This window comes from Pseudomonas defluvii (assembly GCF_001695625.1).
Taxonomy (GTDB): domain Bacteria; phylum Pseudomonadota; class Gammaproteobacteria; order Pseudomonadales; family Pseudomonadaceae; genus Aquipseudomonas; species Aquipseudomonas defluvii.
Window position 1 is genome coordinate 42,456 of the sequence record NZ_MBPN01000018.1, and the last position, 24,628, is coordinate 67,083.

The following is a 24,628-nucleotide window of genomic DNA, read 5'->3' on the forward strand; positions in this document are numbered from 1 at the left end:
CGGGCGTTTTGCTGTGTGCTGACGGGCTCGTTACTGCTTAGTAGCTGTCTTGCGGCAAGCTGGCAATGATCGAGCGGTAGCTGTTCATGCGCTGCTGCTGGATGCGCCCGTCTTCCAGTGCCTTGAGCAGGGCGCAGCCGGGTTCGCGATCATGCTTGCAGTCGCGGAAGCGGCAGGTGCCGAGCAGGTCATTGAACTCGATAAAGCCCGACTCGACATCAGCGCGGCTGACATGGCCCAGGCCGAACTCACGGATACCCGGTGAGTCGATCAGTTCGCCACCCCCGGGGAAGTGGAAGAGGCGGGCGGTCGTCGTGGTATGGGTGCCTTGGCCTGACCATTCGGACAGCGCGCCAACACGGGCTTGCACCTCGGGTAGCAGGCTGTTGACCAGCGATGACTTGCCCACCCCCGACTGGCCGACGAACACACTGATATGGCCGTCGAGTTGGGACTGCAACTGTTGCATGCCGTCGCCATGGTGGGCCGAAACCTCCAGCAGCGGGTAACCCAGTTGCCGGTACACCGCCAGCAGTGCATTGAGTGCCGGGGCGTTCTGTTCGTCGATCAGGTCGGCCTTGTTCAGCAGGAGCAAGGGGCGAATGCCGGCGTGCTCGGCGGCTACCAGGTAGCGGTCGATCAGGTTGGCATGCGGTTCGGGCATTGGTGCGAAGACGATCACGATCAGGTCGACGTTGGCCGCCACCGGTTTCAGCTGGCCGCGCGAGTCTGGGCGGCACAGTTCGGTGCTGCGCGGCATTTGCGCCACGATCACGCCAATGCCCTGGTTGCCTGCGCGCCAGACGACGCGGTCGCCGGTTACCAGTGCTGGCAGGTTCGCGCGAAGGTGGCAACGAAAGACCTGGCCGACCTGTTCGCCGTCCTGGGCTTCGACTTCAACTTGTACGCCAAAGTGGGCGATTACCAGGCCCAGTTGCTCGGGCCCCAAGTCGCCACCTTCGAGTACCTCCATGGCTTGTTGTTCGCGTTTGGCGGCGCGTGCAGCGCGTTCGCCCTGGATTTTTTCGATACGCCAGTTTTGGCGACGATTGAGCTGGCGTTTGGCCATGAAGGTTCCGTGCGGGAGGCAATATTAAATCGGTCTGGAGTTTAGCATGCTCCACTAGGCTAAACTGCGCAGCTACGTTGAGGAGCACACTGTATGCAGAACCCCCAGAACCTGATCTGGATCGATCTGGAAATGACCGGTCTGGACCCTGATCATGATGTCATCATCGAGATGGCCACGATTGTCACCGACAGTGACCTGAATACCCTGGCTGAAGGGCCGGTCATCGCGATCCATCACAGTGATGAGGTGCTGGCGCGCATGGACGAGTGGAACACCCGTACCCACGGCGCTTCGGGCCTGACTCAGCGTGTACGGGAGAGCAAGATCGACATGGCCGCCGCCGAAGCACAGACCCTGGCCTTCCTCGAGCAGTGGGTGCCGAAGGGCAAGTCGCCGATCTGTGGCAACAGCATCTGTCAGGACCGCCGCTTCCTCTACCGCCACATGCGTGAGCTGGAAAACTATTTCCACTACCGTAATCTCGACGTCTCAACGCTCAAGGAGCTGGCCGCACGCTGGGCGCCTGAGGTCCGCGACAGTTTCAAGAAAGGTGGAACCCATCTGGCGCTGGACGACATCCGCGAATCCATTGCCGAGCTGCGTCACTACCGCGAGCACTTCATCAAGTTCTGATGCGGTGTGCACCCCGGGTGTGCGGATTATCCTCCGTGCGCCCCCTTTTGGTGCCGCGGGCAACTGGGTAGACTGCGCGCCCCTTTGCTCGGATCTGCACCATGTTGTTGATGCTCTACTTGATTGCAATCACCGCTGAAGCCATGACGGGTGCGTTGTCGGCCGGTCGTCGCGGCATGGATTGGTTCGGCGTGGTGCTGATCGCCTGCATTACCGCACTGGGCGGTGGCTCGGTGCGGGATGTACTGCTGGGGCATTACCCGCTGACCTGGGTCAAGCACCCCGAGTACCTGGTGCTGACCAGTGTTGCGGCGCTGGTCACTATCTTCATTGCCCCCTTGATGCGCCACCTGCGTTCGCTGTTCCTGGTGCTTGATGCGCTGGGGTTGGTGGCCTTCACCCTGATTGGCTGCATGACTGCCCTGGAAATGGGCCAGAGCTTTTTGGTTGCCTCGATCAGTGGGGTCATTACCGGGGTCTTCGGCGGCATCCTGCGCGACATCTTCTGCAACGACATCCCACTGATATTCCGTCGTGAGCTCTATGCCAGCGTCTCTTTCGCGGCGGCCTGGTGCTATCTGGCCTGCGTTGCGCTGGAGCTGCCAGGCGAGCAGGCCATTCTGCTCACCTTGTTCGGCGGCTTCCTGTTGCGCCTATTGGCCATTCGCTTTCACTGGGAAATGCCCAAGTTCCATTACAACGACGAGCAATGATCAAACCGACAGGGGTGACAACCGCTCGGCATGTTGCCTTAGCGCCCACTCGACGTGCTCGCGTACCAGATCGGAAGGGTAGTCGCGACGCGCCTTGAGGGCTTCCAGCACGGGAATGCTCGAGGGCGCGTTGCCCAGGCCCACGGCAAGGTTGCGCAGCCAGCGCTCATAGCCGGCCCGGCGCAACGGCGAGCCCTCGGTGCTGGCCAGGAATTTTTCTTCATCCCAGAGAAACAGCTCGGCCAACTCGGCGTTGTCCAGGTTGTGTCGAGGCTTGAAGTCGCGCTCTTCGGTTGGGCGAGCAAATCGGTTCCAGGGGCAGACAATCTGGCAGTCGTCGCAACCGAAGACCCGGTTGCCAATGAGGGCGCGCAGGTCTTCGGGGATGGCGTTTTTCAGCTCGATGGTCAGGTAGGAAATGCAGCGTCGGGCATCCAGTACATAGGGGCCGACGAAGGCTTTGGTCGGGCAGATATCCAGGCAGGCACTGCAGCGACCACAATGCTCGCTGGTCTGTGCCGGGTCGACGGGCAGTGGAATGTCGACGAACAGTTCGGCAAGGAAGAAGTAGCTGCCGGCCTTGCGGTTCAACAGCAGGGTGTTTTTGCCGATCCAGCCGAGCCCGGCCTGCTCGGCGATGGCTTTTTCCAGCACCGGGGCACTGTCGACAAAGGCGCGAAAGCCAAAGGGGCCAATAGCCTGCTGGACACGTTCGGCCAGTTGTTGAACACGCTTGCGGACCAGCTTGTGATAGTCGCGGCCCAGGGCGTAGCGGGAAATGTACGCTTTTTCGGGTTGTGCCAGGCGTTGTGCCATCTGGGTGTCGCCCGGCAGGTAGTCCATGCGCAGCGAAACCACCCGTAGTGTACCGGGCACCAGTTCCTCAGGGTGCGAGCGCTTGCTGCCGTGGGCGCCCATGTAGTCCATCTCGCCGTGGTAACCGGCTTCAAGCCAGCGCTCCAGGTGTTTTTCATGCTCGCCAAGTGCCACCCCGGCAATACCGACATGGGCAAAGCCAAGCTCGCGGCCCCATTCCTTGATGGATTGGGCCAGGGCGGGAAGATCAGTGACAGGAACAGGCATGCTAAACAAGGCAATCAGGACTCAGGTGCGTATAATTCTGCCAGACATCGGAGCCCAGTACGCATGCCGCATACCAAACACATCGCAAAAGACGTGCTGACGCTTGAGGGCGACAGCCTGCCGTTGCTGGCAGCACGACCCGTTGATGCACATAAGGGCCAGTTTGGTCATGTGCTGGTAATCGGCGGGGATCGCGGTACCGGCGGTGCCGGGCTTCTGGCCGCAGAGGCTGCCCTGCGCTGTGGTGCCGGGCTGGTTTCACTGGCGACCCGTGGCGAACACCTGGCTGCAGCGCAGGCGCGGTTGCCGGAAGTGATGAGCCTGGGTGTGCAGTCGGCCAACCAGTTGATGGCGCCGTTGTCACGTGCCTCGGTGTTGGTGGTGGGGCCCGGTCTGGGGCAGGCGGCTTGGGGCCGTAGCCTGTTGTCAGCCCTTGTTGATGTGGCGTTGCCGCAGGTGTGGGATGCCGATGCATTGAACCTGTTGGCGCGCTCGCCCTTGTCGGTGCCCGCCCATAGCATTCTGACGCCGCATCCGGGTGAGGCCGCACGTTTGCTGGGTATCGCCACCGAAGCGGTGCAGGCGGATCGGGCCGGGGCGGCACGCAAGCTGGCACGCAAGTATGCGGCGGTGTGCATTCTCAAGGGCGCCGGCAGCCTGGTTGCCGCTCCGGATGGTCATCTGGCCATGTGTCAGCATGGGCATCCGGCCATGGCGACAGCAGGCTTGGGTGATGTGCTCAGTGGTGTGCTGGGGGCACTGCTGGCGCAGGGAATGGCGCCATGGCAGGCCGCCTGTCTGGGTGTTTGGTTGCATGCCCGTGCCGGAGAGCGGCAGGGTGAAAAAGGGCGTGGCCTGGCGGCCAGTGACCTGATTCCAGAGATTCGTCAGTTGTTGGAGGAGCATTCAGCGTGTCAGGTGTAACCCTGTTTATGGCCGATGAGCAGGCCATGGTCGATTTCGGCGCACGTATTGCCGAGGTGACTGAAGGTCGCGGCGTGATCTTTCTCGAGGGCGACCTCGGGGCGGGCAAGACTACCCTGTCGCGCGGCATTATCCGTGGGCTTGGGCATCATGGCGCGGTGAAAAGCCCGACGTTCACCTTGGTTGAACCCTATGAGATAGGTGACAAGCGCGCCTTCCACTTTGACCTATATCGTCTGGTCGATCCCGAAGAGCTCGAGTACATGGGCATTCGTGACTATTTTGATGATGACGCCCTGTGTCTGCTGGAGTGGCCCCAAAAGGGGGCGGGCATTTTGCCAAAGCCTGACCTGACCATTACCATAAGCCCACAAGCGGGCGGTCGTTCGCTGAACCTGTTGCCGCAGGGCTCGCGCGGCGAAGCCTGGTGTGTCGCTCTGGCCTTGGAATTCAAATAGAAAATGGGGATAGGTATGCGCATTCGCGCACTGGTTGCCGTCGTAGGACTATTGCTTACGGTCGTGACCGTTGACGCTTTGGCCGTCACTCAAGTCAAAAGCGTGCGTTTGTGGCGGGCGCCGGACAACACGCGGCTGGTATTCGACCTGTCGGGGCCTGTGCAGCACAGCGTATTCACGCTGAGTGCGCCGGATCGCCTGGTGATCGACATCAACGGCGCTACCATGGCCGCGCCGCTGTCGCTTCCCACTGCCAATACCCCGATTACCAGTGTGCGCTCGGCGCAACGTACCCCGACTGACCTGCGTGTGGTGATTGACCTTAGCAAGGCAGTCAACCCCAAGAGTTTCATTCTGGCTCCGAATCAGCAGTACGGTAACCGCCTGGTGGTGGACCTGTTCGATCAGGACGCCGATACCTCGCCGTCGACGCCAGCACCGCCGCCGACCACTGCAACCGCGCCTGCCGTTCCGGTCACGCCTGCGCAGCCTGCGATCAAATTGCCGCCGGTACCGAACGGCAAGCGCGATATTGTCATCGCCATCGATGCCGGTCACGGCGGTGAAGACCCGGGCGCCTCGGGCTCGCGTGGCCAGCATGAGAAAGACATTGTCCTGGCGATCGCCAAGGAACTGCAGCGCCAGATCAATACCGAGAAGGGCTTTCGCGCCGAACTGACCCGTACCGGCGACTACTTCATCCCGCTGCGTAAACGTACCGAGATTGCCCGCAAGAAAGGCGCCGACCTGTTCATTTCGATCCACGCCGACGCGGCGCCCTCCACGGCAGCTTTCGGTGCCTCGGTGTTTGCCTTGTCCGACCGTGGTGCGACGTCGGAAACCGCGCGCTGGCTGGCGGACAGCGAGAACCGTTCCGACCTGATCGGTGGTGCCGGTAACGTCAGCCTGGACGACAAGGACCGCATGCTTGCCGGCGTACTGCTCGACCTGTCGATGACCGCCTCGCTGAGTTCCAGCCTGAACGTTGGGCAAAAGGTGCTGGGTAACATTGGCCGTATCACCCCGTTGCACAAGCGTCGGGTTGAACAGGCAGGCTTCATGGTGCTGAAGTCGCCGGATATCCCGTCGATCCTCGTGGAAACCGGGTTTATCTCTAACGCCAACGAGGCGTCCAAGCTGGCCACGCCTAGCCATCAGCAGTCGCTGGCGCGTTCTATCCACAGTGGCGTGCGGCAGTTCTTCCAGCAAAACCCGCCGCCGGGCACCTATGTGGCCTGGCTGCGTGACAGCGGCAAGATCGCCCAGGGGCCACGTGAACATGTGGTGCGTCCTGGCGAAACGCTGGCGATGATTGCCGTGCGTTATCAGGTCAGCGTGGCGACGCTGCGCAGTGCCAACAGCCTCAAGACCGATGAACTGAAGGTTGGTCAGAACCTGGACATTCCCAGTGCCACCCTGGCGGCCCAGCAATGAATACCAGCGCTCGAATCGAGCTGCTTAGCCCTAGGCTCGCCAACCAGATTGCCGCCGGTGAAGTTGTTGAGCGTCCGGCTTCGGTGATCAAGGAACTGTTGGAGAACAGTCTTGATTCCGGCGCCCGGCGTATCGATGTGGACGTGGAGCAGGGTGGGGTCAAACTGCTGCGCGTGCGTGATGACGGTAGCGGTATCTCTGCCGATGATCTGCCACTGGCGCTGGCACGCCACGCTACCAGCAAGATTCGCGACCTCGAAGACCTGGAACGGGTAATGAGCCTGGGTTTTCGCGGTGAGGCGCTGGCGTCGATCAGCTCGGTTGCACGCCTGACCCTGACCTCGCGCACCCGTGACGCCGACCAGGCCTGGCAGGTCGAAACCGAGGGGCGCGACATGGCGCCAAGGGTGCAGCCTGCGGCGCATCCGGTAGGAACGTCGGTGGAAGTCCGGGACCTGTTCTTCAATACGCCGGCCCGGCGCAAGTTCCTCAAGACTGAAAAGACCGAATTCGATCACCTTCAGGAAGTCATCAAGCGCCTTGCGCTGGCACGTTTCGATGTGGCGTTCCACTTGCGCCATAACGGCAAGACCATCCTGAGCCTGCATGAGGCCAATGACGATGTGGCTCGGGCGCGGCGCGTTGCCGCGGTTTGCGGCCCCGCGTTCCTTGAGCAGGCGTTGCCGATCGAGATCGAGCGTAACGGCTTGCACCTGTGGGGCTGGGTCGGCTTGCCGACCTTCTCCCGCAGCCAGGCAGACCAGCAGTATTTCTTCGTCAACGGTCGGGCCGTGCGCGACAAGCTGGTGGCTCATGCGGTACGCCAGGCCTACCGCGACGTGCTGTTCAACGGCCGGCATCCGACCTTTGTGCTGTTCTTCGAAGTTGACCCTACGGGTGTCGACGTCAACGTGCATCCAACCAAGCACGAAGTACGCTTCCGTGACGGCCGTATGGTGCATGACTTCCTCTACGGCACGTTGCACCGGGCGCTGGCTGATGTTCGTCCGGAAGATCAGGTGGCGGCGCCTGCGGCAGTGCCTGAAGCGATTCGGCCGAGTGGGCTGGCGGCGGGCGAGTTTGGTCCTCAGGGCGAGATGCGCCTGGCGGCCAACCTGCTCGAGCAGCCTGTGGCCGAGCCTGTGTCTCGTCCGGCCGGCAGTGGTTCGGGTGCCGGTTACGGGTATCAGTACACCCCGCGCCCTGCTTCGCCGATGCCAACGGCGGAAACCCAGAGTGTCTACCGCGAGTTCTTTGCCCCTCTGCCCGAAACTGCAGCGGTCGCCTTGCCGGAAGGCCAGGGCGACATTCCGCCGTTGGGCTATGCCCTGGCCCAGCTCAAGGGTATCTATATCCTGGCCGAAAACGCTCAGGGGCTGGTGCTGGTGGACATGCATGCGGCCCATGAGCGGATCATGTATGAGCGCCTGAAAATCGCCATGGCCAGTGAGGGGCTTAGTGGGCAGCCACTGTTGGTGCCGGAGTCGCTGGCATTGAGTCAGCGTGAGGCTGACTGTGCTGAAGAGCATGCCCAGTGGTTCCAGCGCCTGGGCTTCGAGTTGCAGCGCCTTGGCCCGGAAACCCTGGCAATCCGGCAAATTCCGGCCTTGCTCAAGCAGGCTGAAGCCAATCGCCTGGTTCAGGATGTCTTGGCCGACCTGATGGAGTACGGCACCAGTGACCGTATTCAGGCACACTTGAACGAGTTGTTGGGCACCATGGCCTGTCATGGCGCGGTGCGTGCCAATCGCCGCCTGGCGGTGGCAGAAATGAATGGCTTGCTGCGCGATATGGAAAACACCGAGCGCAGCGGTCAATGTAACCATGGTCGTCCGACTTGGACCCAATTGGGCCTGGATGACCTGGACAAACTGTTCTTGCGTGGTCGTTGATATGCCTGCTTCCAGGCCGCCGGCAATTTTTCTGATGGGCCCGACTGCCGCGGGCAAGACCGATCTGGCCATCGAACTTACAAAAGTATTGCCCTGCGAACTGATCAGCGTTGACTCTGCGCTGGTCTATCGCGGTATGGATATCGGCACGGCCAAGCCGTCCAAGGATATTCTGGCGGCTCACCCGCATCGCCTGATCGACATTCTGGACCCCGCCGAGAGCTATTCGGCCGCGGACTTCCGGCGCGATGCCCTGGAAGCCATGGCTGAAATCACTGCGCGGGGCAATATCCCGCTGTTGGTGGGCGGTACCATGTTGTACTACAAGGCGCTGCTCGAAGGGTTGGCTGATATGCCGCCCGCCGATCCGCAGGTGCGGGCGGAAATCGAAGACGAAGCCCAGCGCCTTGGATGGCAAGCCCTGCACGATCAACTGGCGGCCATCGATCCGGTATCGGCGGCGCGTATTCATCCCAATGATCCGCAGCGGCTGATGCGTGCGCTGGAGGTCTATCGGGTCAGCGGCTTGAGCATGACGGCCCATCGAGAGCGTCAATCTGCGCAAAGTAGCGTACTAGGCGCGTCGGGACAGGGGCAATTGCCCTATACTGTCGCCAGTTTGGCGATCGCACCGAAGGACCGGCAGGTTCTGCATGAGCGAATTGCACTGCGCTTTGGTCAAATGTTGGAACAGGGCTTCGTTGATGAGGTCCGATTGCTGCGTGCCAGAAGTGACTTGCATGCCGGATTGCCGTCTATACGAGCAGTCGGTTATCGCCAGGTATGGGATCATCTCGATGGCAAGTTGACTTCAGTTGAAATGCAGGAGCGCGGCATTATTGCCACTCGCCAGTTGGCGAAGCGGCAGTTTACCTGGTTGCGTAGTTGGGCTGATCTGCACTGGCTGGATAGCCTGGCTTGCGACAATCTGTCTCGCACCTTGAAATACTTGGGATCGGCCTCCATATTGAGCTGAGTCCTTGCAATTGCCGTCTATCCTTGGGGTGGGGCGGCCTGAGCCATCAGTTTTTTTGAATTTTCTTACTATTGATCCTTACAGGAGTGCGGCACATGTCAAAAGGGCATTCGCTACAAGACCCTTACTTGAATACTTTGCGAAAAGAAAAGGTCGGGGTCTCGATCTATCTGGTCAACGGCATCAAACTGCAAGGCACGATCGAATCGTTTGACCAATTCGTGATTCTGCTGAAGAACACCGTCAGCCAAATGGTTTACAAGCACGCTATCTCGACAGTGGTTCCAGTGCGTCCAATCCGTCTGCCAAGCGCAGCTGATGCCGAACACGGTGACGCTGAGCCAGGTAACGCCTGATAGGAGTCTGCTTTGTTCTTTGAGCGCCACGGTGGTGGTGAACGGGCGATCCTCGTTCACTTGGAAGGTCAGGACCCTGAGGCGCGCGAAGACCCGCAGGAGTTTCAGGAGCTGGCAGTGTCGGCAGGTGCCGATATCGTTGCGTTCGTCACGGTGACGCGACACCAGCCTTCCGCCAAATTCCTGATTGGCACTGGCAAGGTCGAGGAGTTGCGCGACCTGGTCAAAGCCGAAGAAGCGGACCTGGTGATTTTCAATCACACCCTGACGCCCAGTCAGGAACGTAACCTCGAACGCGTTTTCGAGTGTCGCGTGCTTGACCGTACCGGTTTGATTCTCGATATCTTCGCCCAGCGCGCACGTACCCACGAAGGCAAACTGCAGGTTGAGCTGGCTCAGCTAGAGCACATGAGCACGCGCCTGGTACGCGGCTGGACCCACCTCGAGCGACAGAAGGGCGGTATTGGTCTGCGAGGCCCGGGTGAAACCCAGCTGGAAACCGACCGTCGCCTGTTGCGAGTCCGTCTGCGGCAAATCAAGGCACGCCTGGAAAAGGTGCGCAGCCAGCGAGAGCAGGCGCGTCGTGGACGCAAGCGTGCAGACATCCCGTCAGTCTCGCTGGTGGGGTATACCAACGCCGGCAAGTCGACCCTCTTCAATGCCCTGACCGCCTCCGAGGTGTATGCAGCCGACCAGCTGTTCGCCACCCTCGACCCGACCTTGCGCCGCCTTGAACTCGACGATGTCGGGCCGATCGTGCTGGCCGATACCGTGGGCTTCATTCGTCATCTGCCGCACAAGCTGGTTGAAGCTTTTCGAGCTACGCTCGAAGAGTCGAGCAACTCTGATTTGCTGTTGCACGTGATCGATGCCCATGAGCCGGAGCGCATGGCACAGATAGAGCAAGTCATGGCCGTACTCAGTGAGATCGGTGCTGAAGGCTTGCCGATACTTGAGGTGTATAACAAACTCGACCTGCTTGAAGGTGTAGAGCCTCAGATTCAGCGTAACCAAGAAGGTAAACCGCAACGTGTCTGGGTGTCGGCACGTGACGGACGCGGTCTGGAGCTGGTCGGGCAGGCGATTGCCGAATTGCTGGGGGATGACCTGTTCATCGGTACCTTGCGCCTTGAGCAGCGCTATGCGCGATTGCGTGCGCAGTTCTTTGCGCTCGGTGCGGTGCAGAGCGAAGAACACGATGAAGAAGGTAACAGCCTGCTGGCGGTGCGGTTGTCGCGAATAGAGTTCAATCGACTGGTTAGTCGTGAAGGGATGAAACCGTTGGATTTCATCGAGCAACACACTTTGCAATAAATGCCAGGCCTAGCGGTCAGGCAGCCGTGACAGGCATTCTGTAGCATTGGACGGCGCGCCGTGAGCGCGTCTTTGCTTTATCAGATGGAGAGCGCTATGGCTTGGAATGAGCCGGGTGGCAACTCGAACAATCAGGACCCTTGGGGTGGCCGCCGTGGTGGCGACAAGAAAGGGCCACCGGATCTCGACGAAGCCTTCCGCAAGCTGCAGGACAGCCTGAACGGTATGTTCGGCAGTGGCAAGAAACGTGGCGGCGACAGCGGCACCAGCAAGGGCGGTGGTTTTGGCCTGCTGGGTGTCGGTCTCGCCGTGTTGGCGGCTATCTGGCTTTACAGCGCCGTCTATGTGGTTGACGAGCAGGAGCAGGCAGTCGTTCTGCGCTTCGGCAAATACTACGAAACGGTTGGCGCGGGCCTGAACATCTACTTCCCGCCGATCGATCGCAAGTACATGGAAAACGTCACCCGCGAGCGTGCCTACACCAAGCAGGGGCAAATGCTGACTGAAGACGAGAATATCGTCGAAGTGCCGTTGACCGTGCAGTACAAGATCACCAACCTGCAGGATTTCGTGCTGAACGTCGATCAGCCTGAAGTCAGCCTGCAGCACGCGACCGACAGCGCATTGCGCCACGTGGTGGGCTCCACCGCGATGGATCAGGTGCTGACCGAAGGCCGTGAACAGATGGCGGTCGAGATCAAGGAGCGCCTGCAGCGTTTCCTCGACACCTACCGTACCGGTATCACCGTCACTCAGGTGAACGTGCAGAGCGCGGCAGCCCCGCGTGAAGTGCAGGAAGCTTTCGATGACGTGATTCGCGCCCGTGAAGACGAGCAGCGTGCCCGCAACCAGGCTGAAACCTACGCCAATGGCGTGGTGCCGGAAGCCCGTGGTCAGGCGCAGCGTATCATCGAGGACGCCAACGGTTATCGCGACGAAGTGGTTTCTCGTGCCAAGGGTGAGGCGGATCGCTTTACCAAGCTGGTGGCCGAGTACCGCAAGGCGCCTGAGGTGACCCGTCAGCGTCTGTATCTGGACACCATGCAGGAAGTCTACAGCAACACCAGCAAGGTGCTGGTCTCTGGCAAAGACGGCCAGAGCAACCTGCTCTACCTGCCGCTGGACAAGATGATCGAAAACACGCGCAGTAGTGGTCCTGTGAGCAGCGTGCCGGTCTCGGTCAATGATGCAGCCAACCGTGCTGCCACTGACCTGCAACAGCAGCAACGTGAGTCGCGTTCTAGGGAGAGCCGCTGATGAGCAATAAATCGCTGATCGCCCTGATCGTTGGCGTAGTGCTGGCGATCGTGGCCTGGAACAGCTTCTACATCGTTGCCCAGACCGAACGCGCCGTGTTGCTGCAATTCGGTCGTGTGGTGAAAACTGACGTTCAGCCTGGCCTGCACGTGAAGGTGCCGTACGTTAACCAGGTGCGCAGGTTCGATGCCCGCCTGATGACCCTCGATGCTCCGACCCAGCGTTTCCTGACGCTGGAGAAGAAAGCCGTGATGGTCGATGCCTACGCCAAATGGCGGGTCAAGGACGCCGAGCGCTTCTACACCGCTACCTCGGGTCTGAAGCAGATCGCCGACGAGCGTCTGTCGCGTCGTCTGGAAAGCGGCCTGCGTGACCAGTTCGGTAAGCGTACCCTGCACGAAGTGGTGTCCGGTGAGCGTGACGCCTTGATGGCGGACATCACCGCTTCGCTGAACCGCATGGCCAGCAAGGAGCTGGGCATCGAAGTCGTCGATGTTCGGGTCAAGGCCATCGACTTGCCGAAGGAAGTGAACCGCAGCGTGTTCGAGCGCATGAGCACCGAGCGTGAGCGTGAAGCCCGTGAGCACCGTGCCAAGGGTAACGAGCTGGCTGAAGGTATCCGTGCCGATGCTGACCGTCAGCGCCGTGTGCTGCTGGCTGAAGCCTATCGCGAGTCGGAAGAGGTGCGTGGTGATGGCGATGCCCAGGCAGCGGCCATCTATGCCAAGGCCTACGGCCAGGACCAGGAGTTCTACGCGTTCTACCGTAGTCTCAAGGCCTACCGTGAGAGCTTCGCGAACAAGAGCGACGTGCTGGTACTCGACCCAAGCAGCGATTTCTTCCGCTTCATGGGCAAGACCAAGCCTTGATGATGTACCCCGCCGGGCGGCTAATACCTCTGGCGGGGTGATCCTGCGCGAAAACGGGTGTATGATGCGGCAGCCGGGAAATTCCCGGCTTTTTTGCGTCTGCATGTTTGATCGGCAGCGCAGCAAGGTTTTCGAGGGTATCGCCCCGGCTTGAAGCGCCTGTACAGGCGGCGTCAGGCGATACCTGCTTCACTCAAGGCGGGCCTGCGGACAGGCCGTCGGGACCCAAGAGGAATGGCGTAATGGCAACGGTAGACCGCTGGCTGCTGCCAGATGGCATCGAAGAAGTACTGCCACCGGAAGCGGCGCGCATCGAAATCGCGCGTCGTCAGGTGTTGGATCTGTTCCAGAGCTGGGGCTACGAGTTTGTCGTAACCCCTCATATCGAGTACCTGGAATCGCTGCTTACCGGTGCCGGCCAGGACTTGGACCTGCGTACCTTCAAGGTCGTCGACCCACAATCCGGTCGGCAGATGGGCTTCCGTGCCGACATCACGCCGCAGGTGGCGCGTATCGACGCGCACACCCTGCGTCGTGAGGGCCCAAACCGACTGTGCTATGCCGGCAGCGTGCTGCATGCGTTGCCTCGGGCGCTTTCGACCTCGCGCAGCCCGATTCAGCTGGGCGCCGAGCTGTATGGCGATGCCAGCCCGGTCAGCGACGTCGAGGTGATCAGCCTCATGCTCGCAACGCTGCAACTGGCTGACGTGGCGGACGTCCACATGGACCTCGGGCATGTCGGTATCTACCGCGGCCTGGCGCGTGCCGCCGGGTTGTCCGGTGCGGTTGAGCAGCAGTTGTTCGACGCACTGCAGCGCAAGGCCGTCGACGAAGTTGAAGCGCTCACGGCAAACCTTCCGGCGGAGCTGGGCGGCATGCTGCGCGCCCTGGCCGAATTGTGCGGCGGGCGAGAAGTGCTGGAAGCGGCGCGTGTGCGCCTGGGGCGTGCACCTGCAGCGGTACTGGCTGCGCTGGATGATCTGCTGGCGATTGCCGAGCGCTTGTCCGCGCGTTATCCAGACCTGCCGCTGTATTTCGACCTGGGCGAGTTGCGTGGTTATCACTACCACACCGGCGTTGTGTTCGCCGTGTTCGTTCCGGGTGTCGGTCAGTCGATCGCCCAGGGCGGCCGCTACGATGATATCGGCGCGGATTTCGGTCGGGCGCGTCCGGCCACCGGTTTCTCTACGGATTTGAAGACCCTGGTCACACTGGGGCGAGCCGAAGTTGTGTTGCCGTCTGGCGGGATCTGGATGCCCGACAGCAGCGATGCCGCGCTTTGGCAACAGGTCTGCCAGTTGCGTAGCGAAGGTCAGCGTGTGGTTCAGGCATTGCCTGGGCAACCGTTGTCCGCCGCCCGCGAGGCAGATTGTGATCGGCAATTGATTCAGCAAAACGGGCTTTGGCAGGTTCTGCCACTGGCCATTTGAGTTTTCCCGCCGGCGATGCCCGGCGCCAAGTTTGCGCGAATGAGGACAAGTGTTATGGGTAAGAATGTCGTAGTCCTGGGCACCCAGTGGGGTGATGAGGGCAAAGGCAAGATCGTCGATCTGCTGACCGAACATGCTGCCGCCGTAGTGCGCTACCAAGGCGGTCACAACGCCGGTCACACCTTGGTGATCGACGGCGAGAAGACCGTGCTGCACCTGATTCCATCGGGCGTACTGCGCGAAGGCGTGCAGTGCCTGATCGGCAACGGCGTGGTGGTTGCACCAGACGCCCTGCTGCGTGAAATCACCAAGCTGGAAGAAAAAGGTGTACCGGTGCGTGAGCGCCTGCGCATCAGCCCATCCTGCCCGCTGATCCTGTCCTACCATGTAGCGCTGGACCAGGCCCGTGAAAAGGCCCGTGGCGAGCTGAAGATCGGCACCACCGGTCGTGGCATCGGCCCGGCCTACGAAGACAAGGTTGCCCGTCGCGGCCTGCGTATCGGTGACCTGTTCCACCGTGAGCGTTTCGCTGCCAAGCTCGGCGAGCTGCTGGACTACCACAACTTCGTGCTGGTCAATTACTACAAAGAGCCTGCGATCGACTTCCAGAAGACCCTGGACGAGTGCATGGCCTTTGCAGAAGAGCTGAAGCCGATGATGCTCGACGTCACTGCCGAGCTGCATGCTCTGCGTCGCGACGGCAAGGACATCATGTTCGAAGGTGCCCAGGGGTCGCTGCTGGACATCGACCACGGCACCTACCCGTATGTCACCAGCTCGAACACTACTGCTGGCGGTATCGCCACCGGTTCCGGTTTTGGCCCGATGTACCTGGACTACATCCTGGGTATCACCAAGGCCTACACCACTCGCGTTGGCTCCGGTCCATTCCCGACCGAACTGTTCGACGACGTTGGTGCTTTCCTTGCCAAGCGTGGCCATGAGTTCGGTGCTACCACCGGCCGTGCCCGCCGTTGTGGCTGGTTCGACGCCGTGATCCTGCGTCGCGCCATCGAGATCAACAGCATCTCCGGCCTGTGCCTGACCAAGCTGGACGTCCTCGACGGCCTGGAAACCATCCGTATCTGCGTTGGCTACAAGAACGAGAACGGTGCGGTTATCGATGCACCGACCGATGCCGACAGCTACATCGGCCTGGAGCCGGTCTACGAAGAAATGCCGGGCTGGAGCGAGTCGACCCTGGGTGCCAAGACCCTGGAAGAACTGCCGGCCAACGCCCGTGCCTACATCAAGCGTGTGGAAGAGCTGGTCGGCGCGCCGATCGACATCATCTCCACCGGCCCTGACCGCAACGAGACCATCGTGCTGCGTCATCCGTTTGCCTGATATACGTTTGCGTTAAACACAAACCCCCGCTTTTTAGCGGGGGTTTTTTTAAGCCAAAGACTGGTGCTGATCCCACAGGAAGCGCAGTGCTCAGGCATTTTATCGGGAGTGCGGCATGGGGATTGCTAAGAGAACCGTTACAGGTGAGCCATCATTTTAATGGCGCCAGAAAGTAGAGGGTTCTTTCGTGTCAGCCGTTCTCTCACTGTTACGAAGCCGCCTGTTGCGGCCTGTCTTTGTTGCCCTTGGTATCGCTCTTTTGGTGCAAGTGCTGGTAGCGGTAGCGCTTACCCGGAGCACGGTGACCACGCTTGAAGCGGATTTGGGTAATCGTTTGGGGGTCGACAGTCAGAAATTGTCGGCTGAATTGGAGCGTGCGGAGCAGGAGGTCAGCTCCGGTCTGGACAGCCTTTCGGCCAGTACACGTCAGCGCCTGACGGGCGGGCTCTCGGCTCGCCTGGAAAGCGAGCAGGCGCAGTTACGAGCCACCCTGGAAAAGAACCTCAAGGACTCGGCCAATGACATGGCTGAGTTGCTGGCCTCTGTGGCGCCAAGAGCGATGTGGGACAACGATGTGCCTACCCTATCGGAGTTCTCGCGACGGGCCCAGCGCAATCCCAATGTGCTCTTTGTGGTCTACGACGATGCTCAGGGTCAGCACCTGACCCGTTACCTGAACCGGCAAAACCCGATCAACCAGGCCTTGCTGGAAAAGGGTGAGGGAGAGCGGGCGCTGGACAAGGTGGTCAATGCTGCGCGCAACGATCCGTCGGTGTACTTCGTCGAGGCGCCGATCAACCCTAATGGTGTCGAGATCGGCAAAGTGCTCATGGGGGTATCCACGTCGTCAGTCGAACACGAACTGCAGGCCTTGGATCAGCGCTTCGCGGCGTTGATCGCCAGCGGTGATCAATTGGTGGGTGAGAGCCTGATGGGGGCTGCGGCAGACAGCACCAAGGCCTTGCGTGCGCGTTTGGAGGCGGCGCAGGCCAGTGCTGCGGGCATGCAGGCGAATACCTCGCAGAGCGTTCAGGAAGCCGCTGCTACGTTGCGCTGGAACATTGGTCTGGGGCTGGCGTTGGTCGGTCTTGGCGTGCTTCTGGTTGTGGCGGTGGTGCTGGGCCATCGGGTCGTCAGCAAGTTGCGTTTGCTCATTGCCGCGCTTAACGACTTGGCCGCTGGCGAGGGTGATCTGACCAAACGTGTGCCGATTGATAGCCGTGACGAAATTGGTGACATGGCGACGGCGGTCAACCGCTTTGTCGACAAGTTACAGCCGATTGTTCGCGAAGCCGGTGAAGTGGCACAGCGTACGGGCATCGAAATCGGTGTCATGGCCCAGCACAATGCCGGCGCCGATGCGGCGGCCGAGTTGCAGCGTGATGAAGTGGCCGAAAGCCTGCGTGCCTTGTCGGCCATGGCTGATGAGGCGCAGAACGAAAGTCAGGTAATGCAGTCTGCCCTGCAACAGGTTGTGGACATTCGCCAGGCCACGGATGAAGGCAGCCGTACCTCGGCTCAGGTGGCCGGCCTGATCGAAGCCTTGGCCGGGCAGGTGCAGACCGGCTCGAAAGTGATCGAGCGACTGGCTGAGCAGAGCGAGCAGATTGAAGTGGTGTTGACGGTGATTCACGGTATTGCCGAGCAGACCAACCTGCTTGCGCTTAATGCGGCCATCGAGGCGGCTCGTGCGGGTGAAACAGGCCGGGGCTTTGCCGTGGTCGCGGATGAGGTGCGCGCGCTGGCCAGCAAGACTCAGAGCTCAACGGGTGATATTCAAGCGCACATCGGGGCCTTGCAGCAGGGGGCGCGGGAGGCCGTTGCGGCGATCAGCCAGGCTGGGCGTCAAGCCAGCGAGGGGTTGCTGGTGCTGCGTGACAATGCGCGGGTACAGCAGGCCGTGCAGGCCTCGGTCGAGCAGGTGCATGCGGCCATCGGTATGGCAACCCGTGCGGCTGAGGAGCAGGCCAGGGGGGCGCAGGCAGTACGTGGTCGAGTGGAAACCATTCATGAGCAAGCTGAGCGCGCTGCCAGGGTGGTTCAGCAAACGACGGCCAGCAGTAAAGTGCTGGACGATCTGGCGGCTCAGCTCAAGGCCAGCCTAGGGCAGTTCCGTGCCTGAACAACTGATCGACAGCCGCTGATCGATCAGCGGCTGTCGGCAGTGTCAGGCCCGGTTCAGGTACATGCGTGTGGTCAGCAGATACACCGGCAGGCCCGAGACAAGGATCAACAGGGCTGCATAGGGCGCTGCTGCCGCAAACTCGACGTTGGCGGTGTGTGCCCATACCTCGGTAGCCAACGTGGTCATGCCTGTCGGGCTGAGCAGCAGGGTTGCCGTGAGCTCTTTCATGGCATCCAGAAAGACCAGCGCAAAAGCTGCTGCCAGTGCCGGGAAGATGATCGGCAGGGTCACCCGGCAGAAGGCGCCAAACGACGTTGCGCCAAGGGTACGTGCTGCCTCTTCCAGTTGCGGGGAGGCCTTGTTCAGTGCTGTGCGCACCGGCGCCTGAGCCAGTGGCAGAAACAGCAGTGCATAGGCCAGCAGCAACAGCCCGGTGGTCTGGTACAGGGCGGGCACGTAGTGCAAGGCGAAGTACACCAGCGTCAGGGCAATCACCAGCCCCGGCAGGGCATGTAACAAATACGGCAGGCGCTCAGCCCAGACTGCCAGGCGTCCCTTGTAGCGCACCACCAGGAAGCTCACTGGCAGCGCCAGCAGCAGGCTTACCCCGGCACCGCCCAGCGATAGCGACAATGAGGAGACCAGTGCCCGGCTGATATCGGCGACCGGGAAGGCTGCCGAAGAGCCGACGCTGAGCCAGTATGCGAGCATGCCCAGCGGAATGCCGCTGCCCAATAACATCAGTATCAGGCAGAACAGTTGTGCGATGGGCGTCCATACACGCAGGCGCACGGGAGCCGCACGACGTGCCACGCCTTGGCCGATACGTACATGGCGTGCCTTGCCGCGCACCCTCAACTCCAGCCATAGCATCAGCAGGCACATGAACAGCAGCACGGCTGACAGCATGGCTGCATTGGCATTGCTGAACTCCAGCTCGAATTGCTGGTAAATCGCCGTGGTGAAGGTTTGTAGCCCGAGGATCGACAGGGCGCCGAACTCCACCAGCATGTGCAGGGCGATCAGCAGGCTGCCGCCGAGAATCGACGGCCAGAGCAGTGGCAGGGTGATTCTGAAGAACACTCCCCAGCGATTCTGGCCCAGGGTGCGTGCCGACTCTTCCAGGGAGGTGTCGAGGTTGCGCAGTGTTGCGGCCACCGGCAGGAACACCAAGGGGTACTTGGACAGCGCCATCACCAGAATCGCCCCGCCCAGCCCCTCGAAACGCGGGCTCAGGGATACCCAGGTAAAGCCGCTGACAAACGCGGGCACGGCAAATGGCAGGCACAGGACGACGCCCCACAGGCGCCTTCCCGGCAAGTCGCTGCGTTCCAGCAGCCAAGCCAGCGCCAGGCCGAGTATCGCGCACGCAAGCGTAACGCCGACCATCAGCAGCAGCGTGTTGCGCATCAGGCCCCATACAAAGGGTCGCCAGAGCAGGCGCAAGGCTTCGTGCAGCCCTGCCTGCCAGGCCTTGAGCCCAACATACAGCAACGGCAGCAGGCTGAGCCCGACCAGCAGCAGAACCGGCAGCATCACCCAGATCGAGGGGCGCTTTCGTCGCGGTACATAGGCGGCGGAGGCCGCCAAGGGCAGGGCGGCGCTCATCAGAGCAGGCCAACTTCGCGTTCGAGTTCCAGGGCCTCCTCGGCGTTACCCAGATCGGCCGGGGTGATTTTCGGTGGACGCAGGTCTTCGAATGGCTTCAGGCCCTGATCAGAGACCATGCCTTTGTGCAGCGGGTATTCGGCGGTGGTTTGCGTGATCACCCGTTGGCCTTCTTCACTGGCCATCCAGGCCAGCAGCGCCTGGGCTTCCTGTGGGTGCTTGCTGGCCTTGACCGCTGCCGCGCTGGAAATGGTCACCAGGCCGCCGGCATCGCCATCGGCAAGGTAGTAGAGCTTCGAATCGAGCTGGCCGCGCTCTTTTTTCAGGGCATACCAGTAGTAGTTGTTGACCAGTACCGCAGCGACTTCACCATTTTCCACGGCTTTGAGCGCGACCATGTTGTTGGTGTAAGTCTTGCCGAAGGCTTTCAGGCCGGTCAGCCATTCCTCGGCGGCTTCGCGGCCGTGGAGTTTGAGGATTGCAACGGCCTGTTCCTGGAAGGCGCCGCTGGTAGGGACGAAACCGATCTTGCCGTCCCATTCCGGGTTGGCGAAATCCATGACCGAAGGCGGCAGCGACTTTTCGTCGATCACTTTGGGGTTGAAGGCGACGACGCGCGTACGTGCGGTTACACCCATCCAGGTGCCATTGTTGGCAACGTATTCCTTGGGCAGAACCTGCAAGGTTGCATCGTCGATCTTGGCCAGCAGGCCGAGTTCACCCAGGTTGTTCAGGGGGGGCGACTCTTCGGTGTAGATGACGTCGGCGGGTGAGCGATCGCCTTCTTCGATGATCTGGCTGGCCAGCTGGTTGCTGCTGCCCTTGCGGATATTGATGTGAATGCCGGTCTTGGCCTCGTAGGCTTTGGCGATGGCTTCACCGATTTCCTTGTGTTGGCCGTTGTACAGGGTCAGCGACACGGGGTCGGCGGCCATGGCCGGAGGGGTACCCAGTGCCAGTGTGAACAGGGAAGCGGCCAGGCCGCGCAAAATCGGTTTGATGCGAATCGTCATGCGGGTACTTCCTCGCTTACGGGTACAAATCTGGAAACAATAATAAACGATATTGTTTCTCAAGTACGCCTGTGAGGAAAAATTCATGAGCAGGCTATCGTTGCCATTCGCCTTTACTGAGAGGGAGGGTTTTAGCTGAAGGCGGGGGATAAGTGCTTTTCGCGAGGCATAAAAAAACCCGCTTTCGCGGGTTTCTTTAGAAATATGGTGCCCAGAAGAAGACTCGAACTTCCACGACCGTAAGGTCACCAGCACCTGAAGCTGGCGTGTCTACCAATTTCACCATCTGGGCAAAAGTAAAGCGTTGAAGCATGAAACGGTGTAGCGTGTTGCATAAATTCCAGATGCGTTACGCTAATCTGAAATTTGAAATTGGTGCCCAGAAGAAGACTCGAACTTCCACGACCGTAAGGTCACCAGCACCTGAAGCTGGCGTGTCTACCAATTTCACCATCTGGGCATTTCGTTAAGGTCACATGATGCTTCACATCACGTTGCTTCTCAACTATAACGACGGTGTCCGTCGCTGTGGTGCGCATAATACGGATGCTCAAAACGGCTGTAAAGCCCTGTTTGGAAAAAATCTTAAAAAATTCAAGTTGTTGTCCAATGACAGCACTTATAGCCCCTCACAGGGCTCTGGCGGGGCTGTCCAAGGCCGAAATTTCCGGTTTCAATACGCCTATGCCAAACTAACCCTTATATAGACAAGGTGAACCCCTCCTAATGGCCGATTGGCAGACCCTCGATCCCGAGGCCGCTCGTGAAGCGGAAAAATACGAAAACCCCATCCCCAGCCGTGAGCTGATCCTGCAGCACCTCGCTGAACGAGGTTCGCCAGCTGCCCGTGAGCAGTTGGTGGAGGAGTTTGGCCTGACGACCGAGGACCAGATCGAAGCCCTGCGCCGCCGGTTGCGTGCCATGGAGCGTGATGGTCAGTTGATCTATACCCGGCGCGGCACTTATGCCCCGGTGGACAAGCTGGACCTTATCCTCGGCCGCATCTCCGGCCATCGCGACGGTTTCGGCTTCCTGATCCCGGATGACGGCACTGAAGACCTGTTCCTCAGCCCGGCGCAGATGCGTCTGGTGTTTGACGGTGACCGAGCCCTGGCTCGCGTTTCCGGCGTTGACCGCCGTGGTCGCCGCGAGGGTGTGCTGGTCGAAGTCATCTCCCGTGCCCATGAAAGCATCGTTGGCCGTTACTTCGAGGAAGGCGGCATTGGCTTCGTAACGCCGGATAACCCGAAAATCCAGCAGGAAGTGCTGGTGACCCCGGGGCGCAGTGGCAACGCCAAGATCGGCCAGTTCGTCGAGGTGAAAATCACCCACTGGCCGACACCCCGCTTCCAGCCTCAAGGCGACATCGTCGAAGTCATCGGCAACTACATGGCGCCGGGCATGGAGATCGACGTCGCGCTGCGTAGCTACGACATCCCGCATGTCTGGCCGGAAGCCGTCATCAAGGAAGCCCGCAAGCTCAAGCCGGACGTCGAAGAGAAGGACAAGGAAAAGCGCATTGACCTGCGCCACCTGCCGTTCGTCACCATCGACGGTGAAGACGCCCGCGACTTCGACGATGCGGTCTACTGCGAGAGCCTGGGCAAGCTGCGCCTGTTCTCCGGAGGCTGGCGCCTCTATGTCGCTATCGCCGACGTGTCCAGCTATGTTCGCCTCGGTTCGGCACTGGACGCCGAGGCGCAGGTGCGCGGCAACTCGGTGTACTTCCCCGAGCGCGTCGTGCCAATGCTGCCCGAAGAGCTGTCCAACGGGCTGTGCTCGCTGAACCCGCATGTCGACCGCTTGGCGATGGTCTGTGAAATGACCATCAACAAGTCTGGCCAGATGGTCGACTACCAGTTCTATGAAGCGGTGATCCACTCCCATGCGCGTCTGACCTACAACAAGGTCAGCAGCATGCTTGAGCATTCGCGTACGCGTGAGGGCAAAGCCCTGCGTGACGAGTACAGCAGCGTGGTGCCGCACCTCAAGCAGCTCTATGCGCTGTACAAGGTGCTGTTGACCGCTCGTCACAGCCGTGGCGCGATTGATTTCGAGACTCAGGAAACCCGGATCATCTTCGGTTCCGAGCGCAAGATCGCGGAAATTCGACCGACTGTGCGTAACGATGCTCACAAGCTGATCGAAGAGTGCATGCTGGCGGCCAACGTTGCCACTGCCGAGTTCCTCAAGAAGCATGAAATTCCGGCCTTGTACCGGGTCCATGACGGTCCGCCACCGGAGCGCCTGGAAAAGCTGCGTGCCTTCCTCGGTGAGCTGGGGCTGTCGCTGCACAAGGGCAAGGATGGTCCGTCGCCGAAGGATTACCAGGCGCTGTTGGCACAAATCGCCGACCGTCCGGACTTCCACCTGATCCAGACCGTCATGCTGCGCTCGCTGAGCCAGGCGGTGTACAGCGCCGATAACCATGGTCACTTCGGCCTGAATTACGAGGCGTATACCCACTTCACCTCGCCGATTCGCCGTTATCCCGACCTGCTGACCCATCGGGCCATCCGCAGCGTGATCCGTTCGCGTCAGGACACCCCGCACGTCAAGCGCGCCGGGGCCATGAGCATTCCGAAGGCACGGATCTACCCGTACGACGAGAACACCCTGGAGCAGCTGGGTGAACAGTGCTCGATGAGCGAGCGGCGCGCCGACGAGGCGACCCGCGACGTGGTCAACTGGCTCAAGTGCGAGTACATGGAGGACCGCGTGGGCGAGAGCTTCCCGGGCGTGATCACGGCCGTGACCGGTTTCGGCCTGTTCATCGAACTGACCGACATCTACGTGGAAGGCTTGGTGCATGTCAGTGCCTTGCCGGGCGATTACTACCACTTCGATCCGGTTCACCATCGGTTGTCTGGTGAGCGTACCGGTCGCACGTTCCGCCTGGGCGATACCGTTGAAGTGCGGGTCATGCGTGTCGATCTCGACGAGCGCAAGATCGACTTCGAGATGGCCGAGAAAACCCTCAGCGCGCCGATCGGTCGCAAGCAACGCTCGGGCTCCGAGCCTGCTGCCGAGAAGGCCGCGGCGCCAGCGCCAAGCGCCGAACCGTCGCGTCGCAGCAAGAAAAGCGAGACCGCCGAGGCTTACTTCCCGTCCCATGCGGCGGCGAAGAATGCCGAGGTGCGCAAGAGCCGCGAAATGAAAAAGGCCTTGATGGCCGACGCCAAGGGCAGTCACGCCGCTGGCAAGTCGTCGTCCGGCAAGCCTGCGGCCAAGCCAAGCAAACACCGCAAGGGGCCGCCGAAGTCTGGCGCTGCTCCGCGTAAGAAGGGCAAGTCATGAGTCAGTTGGAAAAAATCTACGGCGTGCATGCCGTAGAGGCCCTGTTGCGCCACCATCCCAAGCGGGTCAAGCAGATCTGGTTGTCTGAAGGGCGCAGCGAACCACGCATCCAGGCGTTGCTGGAGTTGGCCGGGCAGAACCGCGTAGCGGTCGGTCAGGCGGAGCGGCGTGAACTGGATGCCTGGGTCGAGGGCGTTCACCAGGGCGTGGTGGCCGAGGTCAGCCCGAGCCAGGTCTGGGGCGAGAACATGCTCGAGGAACTGCTTGAGCGTACCGAGGGCTCGCCGTTGATCCTGGTGCTCGATGGCGTAACCGACCCGCACAACCTGGGTGCCTGCCTGCGTACCGCCGATGCGGCCGGTGCAACCGCGGTGATCGTGCCCAAGGACAAGTCGGCGACCCTGACGCCTGTCGTGCGCAAGGTGGCCTGCGGTGCCGCCGAGGTTATCCCGCTGATCGCGGTGACCAACCTGGCGCGGACACTGGAAAAACTCCAGCAGCGTGGCTTGTGGGTCGTCGGCACGGCCGGCGAGGCCGAGCAGGAGTTGTATCAGCAGGACATGACCGGCCCGATCGTGCTGGTCATGGGTGCCGAAGGCAAAGGCATGCGTCGCCTGACCCGCGAGCACTGTGACTTCCTGGTGAAATTGCCCATGGCCGGCAGTGTCAGCAGCCTGAACGTCTCGGTGGCTACAGGCGTCTGCCTGTTTGAAGCGGTGCGCCAGCGCCGCGCATGACGGCCTGCCAAGGCCCGCGTCTACAGCGATGCTGCAGGCGCGGGCCTTGTCGCTAAGGGCTGTAGAGCGTCGCGCTTCTCTTGCGCAACG

General features: G+C 61.0%; 20 protein-coding genes and 2 tRNA genes. 16 read left to right on the top strand and 6 right to left on the bottom strand.

Annotated elements, in window-relative coordinates; translation table 11 throughout:
- Nucleotides 1–37: 37 nt before the first annotated feature.
- Nucleotides 38–1,069 (bottom strand): small ribosomal subunit biogenesis GTPase RsgA, encoded by a 1,032-nt coding sequence (gene rsgA, locus EKA13_RS07415; protein WP_065758747.1) that lies wholly within the window; start codon nt 1,067–1,069, stop codon nt 38–40.
- 93 nt (nt 1,070–1,162) lie between these two features.
- Between rsgA and orn the strand changes: the two genes are divergently transcribed.
- Nucleotides 1,163–1,705: an oligoribonuclease gene (orn, locus tag EKA13_RS07420; RefSeq protein ID WP_065758748.1), complete on the top strand. Its 543-nt coding sequence runs from the start codon at nt 1,163–1,165 to the stop codon at nt 1,703–1,705.
- 101 nt (nt 1,706–1,806) lie between these two features.
- Nucleotides 1,807–2,418, top strand: coding sequence for a trimeric intracellular cation channel family protein (locus EKA13_RS07425; RefSeq protein ID WP_065758749.1), 612 nt, complete (start codon nt 1,807–1,809; stop codon nt 2,416–2,418).
- On the opposite strand, the gene queG is transcribed toward EKA13_RS07425, so the two are convergent.
- Nucleotides 2,419–3,501, bottom strand: a complete 1,083-nt coding sequence (gene queG, locus EKA13_RS07430; protein WP_065758750.1) for a tRNA epoxyqueuosine(34) reductase QueG — start codon at nt 3,499–3,501, stop codon at nt 2,419–2,421. It abuts the gene before it with no gap.
- A gap of 63 nt (nt 3,502–3,564) precedes the next feature.
- Here queG and EKA13_RS07435 point away from each other — a divergent pair, with 63 nt between their 5' ends.
- From EKA13_RS07435 to EKA13_RS07490, 12 genes are all read left to right on the top strand, one after another.
- Nucleotides 3,565–4,425 carry an NAD(P)H-hydrate dehydratase gene (locus EKA13_RS07435; protein ID WP_065758751.1) on the top strand — a complete coding sequence of 287 codons (861 nt, stop codon included), beginning with the start codon at nt 3,565–3,567 and terminating at the stop codon, nt 4,423–4,425.
- A complete protein-coding gene (gene tsaE, locus EKA13_RS07440) occupies nt 4,413–4,883 on the top strand; it encodes a tRNA (adenosine(37)-N6)-threonylcarbamoyltransferase complex ATPase subunit type 1 TsaE (protein WP_065758752.1) in 471 nt (156 codons plus the stop codon). Before EKA13_RS07435 ends, tsaE begins: the two co-directional genes overlap by 13 nt.
- 3 nt (nt 4,884–4,886) lie before the next feature.
- The gene (locus tag EKA13_RS07445; RefSeq protein WP_176717405.1) at nt 4,887–6,317 is read left to right on the top strand and encodes an N-acetylmuramoyl-L-alanine amidase; all 1,431 of its coding nucleotides are present in this window, start codon (nt 4,887–4,889) and stop codon (nt 6,315–6,317) included.
- Complete coding sequence (gene mutL, locus EKA13_RS07450) at nt 6,314–8,209, top strand: DNA mismatch repair endonuclease MutL (RefSeq protein WP_065758754.1); 1,896 nt, start codon at nt 6,314–6,316, stop codon at nt 8,207–8,209. The genes EKA13_RS07445 and mutL overlap by 4 nt, the downstream gene beginning before the upstream one ends.
- Nucleotide 8,210: 1 nt before the next feature.
- Complete coding sequence (gene miaA, locus EKA13_RS07455; RefSeq protein ID WP_065758755.1) at nt 8,211–9,185, top strand: tRNA (adenosine(37)-N6)-dimethylallyltransferase MiaA; 975 nt, start codon at nt 8,211–8,213, stop codon at nt 9,183–9,185.
- 95 nt (nt 9,186–9,280) lie between these two features.
- Nucleotides 9,281–9,541 (top strand): RNA chaperone Hfq, encoded by a 261-nt coding sequence (gene hfq / locus EKA13_RS07460; RefSeq protein ID WP_065758756.1) that lies wholly within the window; start codon nt 9,281–9,283, stop codon nt 9,539–9,541.
- Nucleotides 9,542–9,553: 12 nt separating this feature from the next.
- On the top strand, nt 9,554–10,855 hold the full coding sequence (hflX, locus tag EKA13_RS07465; protein ID WP_065758757.1) for a ribosome rescue GTPase HflX: 1,302 nt from the start codon (nt 9,554–9,556) through the stop codon (nt 10,853–10,855).
- A 96-nt stretch (nt 10,856–10,951) separates the two neighbouring features.
- On the top strand, nt 10,952–12,112 hold the full coding sequence (hflK, locus tag EKA13_RS07470) for an FtsH protease activity modulator HflK (RefSeq protein WP_065758758.1): 1,161 nt from the start codon (nt 10,952–10,954) through the stop codon (nt 12,110–12,112).
- Complete coding sequence (gene hflC, locus EKA13_RS07475; RefSeq protein ID WP_065758759.1) at nt 12,112–12,981, top strand: protease modulator HflC; 870 nt, start codon at nt 12,112–12,114, stop codon at nt 12,979–12,981. Before hflK ends, hflC begins: the two co-directional genes overlap by 1 nt.
- A 242-nt stretch (nt 12,982–13,223) precedes the next feature.
- Nucleotides 13,224–14,411, top strand: coding sequence for an ATP phosphoribosyltransferase regulatory subunit (locus EKA13_RS07480; RefSeq protein ID WP_065758760.1), 1,188 nt, complete (start codon nt 13,224–13,226; stop codon nt 14,409–14,411).
- Between the two features lie 54 nt (nt 14,412–14,465).
- Complete coding sequence (locus EKA13_RS07485) at nt 14,466–15,758, top strand: adenylosuccinate synthase (RefSeq protein ID WP_065758761.1); 1,293 nt, start codon at nt 14,466–14,468, stop codon at nt 15,756–15,758.
- A 187-nt stretch (nt 15,759–15,945) separates the two neighbouring features.
- Nucleotides 15,946–17,880 (top strand): methyl-accepting chemotaxis protein, encoded by a 1,935-nt coding sequence (locus tag EKA13_RS07490; protein WP_065758762.1) that lies wholly within the window; start codon nt 15,946–15,948, stop codon nt 17,878–17,880.
- Nucleotides 17,881–17,925: 45 nt separating this feature from the next.
- On the opposite strand, the gene EKA13_RS07495 is transcribed toward EKA13_RS07490, so the two are convergent.
- The 4 genes from EKA13_RS07495 to EKA13_RS07510 form a co-directional block, all read right to left on the bottom strand.
- A complete protein-coding gene (locus EKA13_RS07495; RefSeq protein ID WP_065758763.1) occupies nt 17,926–19,491 on the bottom strand; it encodes an ABC transporter permease in 1,566 nt (521 codons plus the stop codon).
- On the bottom strand, nt 19,491–20,504 hold the full coding sequence (locus EKA13_RS07500; RefSeq protein ID WP_065758764.1) for an extracellular solute-binding protein: 1,014 nt from the start codon (nt 20,502–20,504) through the stop codon (nt 19,491–19,493). Before EKA13_RS07500 ends, EKA13_RS07495 begins: the two co-directional genes overlap by 1 nt.
- 205 nt (nt 20,505–20,709) lie before the next feature.
- A tRNA-Leu gene (locus tag EKA13_RS07505) sits at nt 20,710–20,796 on the bottom strand.
- Between the two features lie 81 nt (nt 20,797–20,877).
- A tRNA-Leu gene (locus EKA13_RS07510) sits at nt 20,878–20,964 on the bottom strand.
- 266 nt (nt 20,965–21,230) lie between these two features.
- Here EKA13_RS07510 and rnr point away from each other — a divergent pair.
- Both rnr and rlmB read left to right on the top strand, forming a co-directional pair.
- Nucleotides 21,231–23,801 (top strand): ribonuclease R, encoded by a 2,571-nt coding sequence (gene rnr / locus EKA13_RS07515; RefSeq protein WP_065758765.1) that lies wholly within the window; start codon nt 21,231–21,233, stop codon nt 23,799–23,801.
- Nucleotides 23,798–24,538 carry a 23S rRNA (guanosine(2251)-2'-O)-methyltransferase RlmB gene (gene rlmB, locus EKA13_RS07520; RefSeq protein ID WP_065758766.1) on the top strand — a complete coding sequence of 247 codons (741 nt, stop codon included), beginning with the start codon at nt 23,798–23,800 and terminating at the stop codon, nt 24,536–24,538. Before rnr ends, rlmB begins: the two co-directional genes overlap by 4 nt.
- Nucleotides 24,539–24,628: the final 90 nt, after the last annotated feature.

What these genes read in the sequence shown, in the direction of transcription:
- hflC (WP_065758759.1), top strand. Translation starts at nt 12,112, where the DNA reads ATGAGCAATAAATCGCTGATCGCCCTGATCGTTGGCGTAGTGCTGGCG.
- EKA13_RS07445 (WP_176717405.1), top strand. Translation starts at nt 4,887, where the DNA reads ATGGGGATAGGTATGCGCATTCGCGCACTGGTTGCCGTCGTAGGACTA.
- EKA13_RS07495 (WP_065758763.1), bottom strand. Translation starts at nt 19,491, where the DNA reads ATGAGCGCCGCCCTGCCCTTGGCGGCCTCCGCCGCCTATGTACCGCGA.
- EKA13_RS07480 (WP_065758760.1), top strand. Translation starts at nt 13,224, where the DNA reads ATGGCAACGGTAGACCGCTGGCTGCTGCCAGATGGCATCGAAGAAGTA.
- hfq (WP_065758756.1), top strand. Translation starts at nt 9,281, where the DNA reads ATGTCAAAAGGGCATTCGCTACAAGACCCTTACTTGAATACTTTGCGA.
- EKA13_RS07500 (WP_065758764.1), bottom strand. Translation starts at nt 20,504, where the DNA reads ATGACGATTCGCATCAAACCGATTTTGCGCGGCCTGGCCGCTTCCCTG.
- miaA (WP_065758755.1), top strand. Translation starts at nt 8,211, where the DNA reads ATGCCTGCTTCCAGGCCGCCGGCAATTTTTCTGATGGGCCCGACTGCC.
- orn (WP_065758748.1), top strand. Translation starts at nt 1,163, where the DNA reads ATGCAGAACCCCCAGAACCTGATCTGGATCGATCTGGAAATGACCGGT.
- hflK (WP_065758758.1), top strand. Translation starts at nt 10,952, where the DNA reads ATGGCTTGGAATGAGCCGGGTGGCAACTCGAACAATCAGGACCCTTGG.
- EKA13_RS07485 (WP_065758761.1), top strand. Translation starts at nt 14,466, where the DNA reads ATGGGTAAGAATGTCGTAGTCCTGGGCACCCAGTGGGGTGATGAGGGC.
- EKA13_RS07435 (WP_065758751.1), top strand. Translation starts at nt 3,565, where the DNA reads ATGCCGCATACCAAACACATCGCAAAAGACGTGCTGACGCTTGAGGGC.
- mutL (WP_065758754.1), top strand. Translation starts at nt 6,314, where the DNA reads ATGAATACCAGCGCTCGAATCGAGCTGCTTAGCCCTAGGCTCGCCAAC.
- rlmB (WP_065758766.1), top strand. Translation starts at nt 23,798, where the DNA reads ATGAGTCAGTTGGAAAAAATCTACGGCGTGCATGCCGTAGAGGCCCTG.
- rsgA (WP_065758747.1), bottom strand. Translation starts at nt 1,069, where the DNA reads ATGGCCAAACGCCAGCTCAATCGTCGCCAAAACTGGCGTATCGAAAAA.
- EKA13_RS07425 (WP_065758749.1), top strand. Translation starts at nt 1,807, where the DNA reads ATGTTGTTGATGCTCTACTTGATTGCAATCACCGCTGAAGCCATGACG.
- queG (WP_065758750.1), bottom strand. Translation starts at nt 3,501, where the DNA reads ATGCCTGTTCCTGTCACTGATCTTCCCGCCCTGGCCCAATCCATCAAG.
- rnr (WP_065758765.1), top strand. Translation starts at nt 21,231, where the DNA reads ATGGCCGATTGGCAGACCCTCGATCCCGAGGCCGCTCGTGAAGCGGAA.